The organism is Blautia sp. OF03-15BH (assembly GCF_003463065.1).
Classification (GTDB): Bacteria; Bacillota; Clostridia; order Lachnospirales; family Lachnospiraceae; genus Limivivens.
In genome coordinates this window covers 1-2,805 of sequence record NZ_QSCM01000038.1, presented here as the reverse complement: position 1 = coordinate 2,805, position 2,805 = coordinate 1, and the positions used below count along the sequence as shown (strand labels likewise).

Below are 2,805 nucleotides of genomic sequence, written 5' to 3'. Positions count from 1 at the left end.
ATATAGTATATCATAACGCGAATAATATTGCAATAGGATATCGAACATATTTTCTCTTTATAAAGTTGGATACAACTGTTTTAGAACCTTTTAGAACATATATTTCTTATTTACCATGTGCAGATATGCACAGTTTTCGCTTTCATCTCGGCAATTAAATTACCGAGGATTCCCGCTTATTTTCCTAAAACGTCGCGAATAAAATGAACAGCAACTGAATTAAAAATCATCGCTGCAAAGTTAAACAGTAAGAACATTGCGAACAGAGGAAAAGAATATTTGCTACTGAAAACATATTTTATCTGTGTTTTCACCGGTGTGGAAGGTCGCTTTGTAGATTCATGAAGCATCTCTGCCGCGGCATCAAACATGTCTGGATCTTCCTTACAAATAATGCCTGTAAGGAACGGAAGCAGAAATCCAAGGGAACAGAAGATAAAACTCATACCGCGGTATCCGGTCTCATATCCTCCAAAATACATTAAAATCGGTACTCCATAGGCACCTACGACTAATTGAGATATTTGCCCGAGCAGGTTGAACACCATAAATACAGGAAGTGCAACAAAAAATGATGTACCAAGGATCCACGGTCTGGCTTTCCCGATCTTCGTGTGTATCCGGTCAATGATAAAACCGCTTAAAAATTCTGTCACTGCGTTGATAATACGTCCGGCAGACATCATAAAAGCAATAAACGACATGGACAACAGCAGATTGTCGGTCAGATACAGTGTTAAAAAGAACCAAGAATACCACCCAGACAATATTCATTCTTAGCAAAAGACATAGGATCACCTCACAAATAATCTGAGATCATTATACCATTTCCTGACATAAATTTGTTGTTTTATATGAAATTTTCAAGGTTCGCACGGGTGTACCTTTTGCCCCCCCTAATCATAAAATGGATTTTTTGTTATCATTTTTCTATAATTTCCAGGGGTTTTCGAATAATATTTTTTAAACTGAGCGATAAAACTTCCCTCATCCGAAAAGCCCACCTCCTGAGCGATTTCAGAGATCCGTGTGTTTGTGTCCTTAAGCAATTGTTCTGCATGAATAACCCTGCACTGTGTCACATACTGATTAAATGTCATACCTGTATTTTTTTTGAATAAACGGCAAAAATATTCTTTGGAGAAGAAAAAATGTTCTGCTACTTCACTGGTCTTGAGATTGCTGCTGTAGTTTTCATGAACATAATTAAGAACATGTTCAAAACGCTGAAAACTTTCCGAACTTGTCGCTTCGAACTTTTCCCGTTTCATACAACATTCTGTTGCAAGAATATACACAATTTCACAAATTTGTTTGATTGCATAAATATTCATATATGCTGCATCTTGTGTTTTACATTTCTTATTCATTTCTTCAAGAAGTAACTGTATCTTCCGTTCTGCCATATTGTTAAGAATAAAGTAACAGTTATCATAATCTGGAATTACTTTTTTTAGAAAATCGTAGCTGATTTGTATCGTAACCCCTGTAACGCAGATCCCGCCCTGTGGAAAAAAAGGGATAGACGAATGGACTTCTCTGCTGTTTATCACAACAACATGTGAAGGCGTTACATCTTCAATTCTTCCATTTATAAAGAAGCGGGAAGAGCCTTCAAAAGCCGTATTTATTTCCAACTCTGGATGCCAGTGACTTTTTATGATTGCACTGTCCGCCCGGGTATGGCGAATCAATCGTCCAGGAACGATTCCGTTTAGTTTTACTTTTTCATAAATTCCATAATCTTTTATTTGTTATACCTCCCTGTCTGGATTTCAATCAAATAGGAGAGAGTGATTATTTTCCGTCATCAATAAACGTAGTACGCATTTCTGTATCCCATAGAGATATGTGTAGTATTCTCATTGCGAGAACTCATGTAAAGTATATCAGATTAATTTAAAAATGTCTAATAAGTATGATATGGGTGTCAAAACACTCATTTTATAGTAACTCATTAACTAACGTACCTTGAAAATTTCATATAAGACAACAAATATTTCATATTAGTAGTGTTTTCCATTAACATACATTCAGATTCTTTGTTACTTTTTTAGCTGTTTGCTGAAAGTAAGGCGCACTGATCCAGACTGTCCAGATATGCTGACAGTTTCTTAAAATTCAATGCCGCAAGTTTAATTCCGAACCGAAGCTTTGTGGCTAAAAGTCCTCTGACCGGCATGTGATCGATCTGATATTTTCTTCTAAGGATGGACGGAATGGTCTCAACCCCATTCCTGATACGGGCCAGGGCTTTAAACTGCTCTGTTTTCATTGCCCTCTGACTTTTTGCACTGTCAGATGATCTCTTTGAAAGGAAGAGCACGCTTGTCCTGTTGAACATCTTAGGCTGGCACTGATCCCGGTGAGGGCAGTTCTCACACTTATTGCGTGGAAATGAGATCCGGCATTGCCCTGTCTGCTTGATATAGCTGCAGCTTTTCGGGGCATTTCCGGCAGGACAGCTGATAACCCTGGTCCCTTCTTCTGTGAATAAGAAATTATTCATTCTTAGCAAAAGACATAGGATCACCTCACAAATAATCTGAGATCATTATACCATTTCCTGACATAAATTTGTTGTTTTATATGAAATTTTCAAGGTTCGCACGGGTGTACCTTTTGCCCCCCTAATCATCGTAATAATAATGATGACAAAGAATTCATTTTACAAAAATGATTAGTCAATATTTCTAAATTTAAAGGTTAATTCTCCTGTATCTTCCAATATACTATCCATGATATCTTTTAGGAAAATAAGCGGGAATCCTCGGTAATTTAATTGCCGAGATGAAAGCGAAAACT

General features: G+C 37.0%; 3 protein-coding genes. All 3 read right to left on the bottom strand.

All coding sequences use genetic code 11. The features are described from left to right. Positions 1-176: 176 nt before the first annotated feature. The 3 genes from DXA57_RS17020 to DXA57_RS17010 all read right to left on the bottom strand — a co-directional run bounded on the left by DXA57_RS17020 (position 177) and on the right by DXA57_RS17010 (position 2,509). Positions 177-767, bottom strand: a complete 591-nt coding sequence (locus DXA57_RS17020) for an MFS transporter (protein ID WP_117768431.1) — start codon at positions 765-767, stop codon at positions 177-179. A 129-nt stretch (positions 768-896) separates the two neighbouring features. Then, the gene (locus DXA57_RS17015; RefSeq protein WP_117768430.1) at positions 897-1,694 is read right to left on the bottom strand and encodes an AraC family transcriptional regulator; all 798 of its coding nucleotides are present in this window, start codon (positions 1,692-1,694) and stop codon (positions 897-899) included. Positions 1,695-2,053: 359 nt separating this feature from the next. Continuing rightward, positions 2,054-2,509: a transposase gene (locus DXA57_RS17010; RefSeq protein WP_117768429.1), complete on the bottom strand. Its 456-nt coding sequence runs from the start codon at positions 2,507-2,509 to the stop codon at positions 2,054-2,056. Positions 2,510-2,805: the final 296 nt, after the last annotated feature.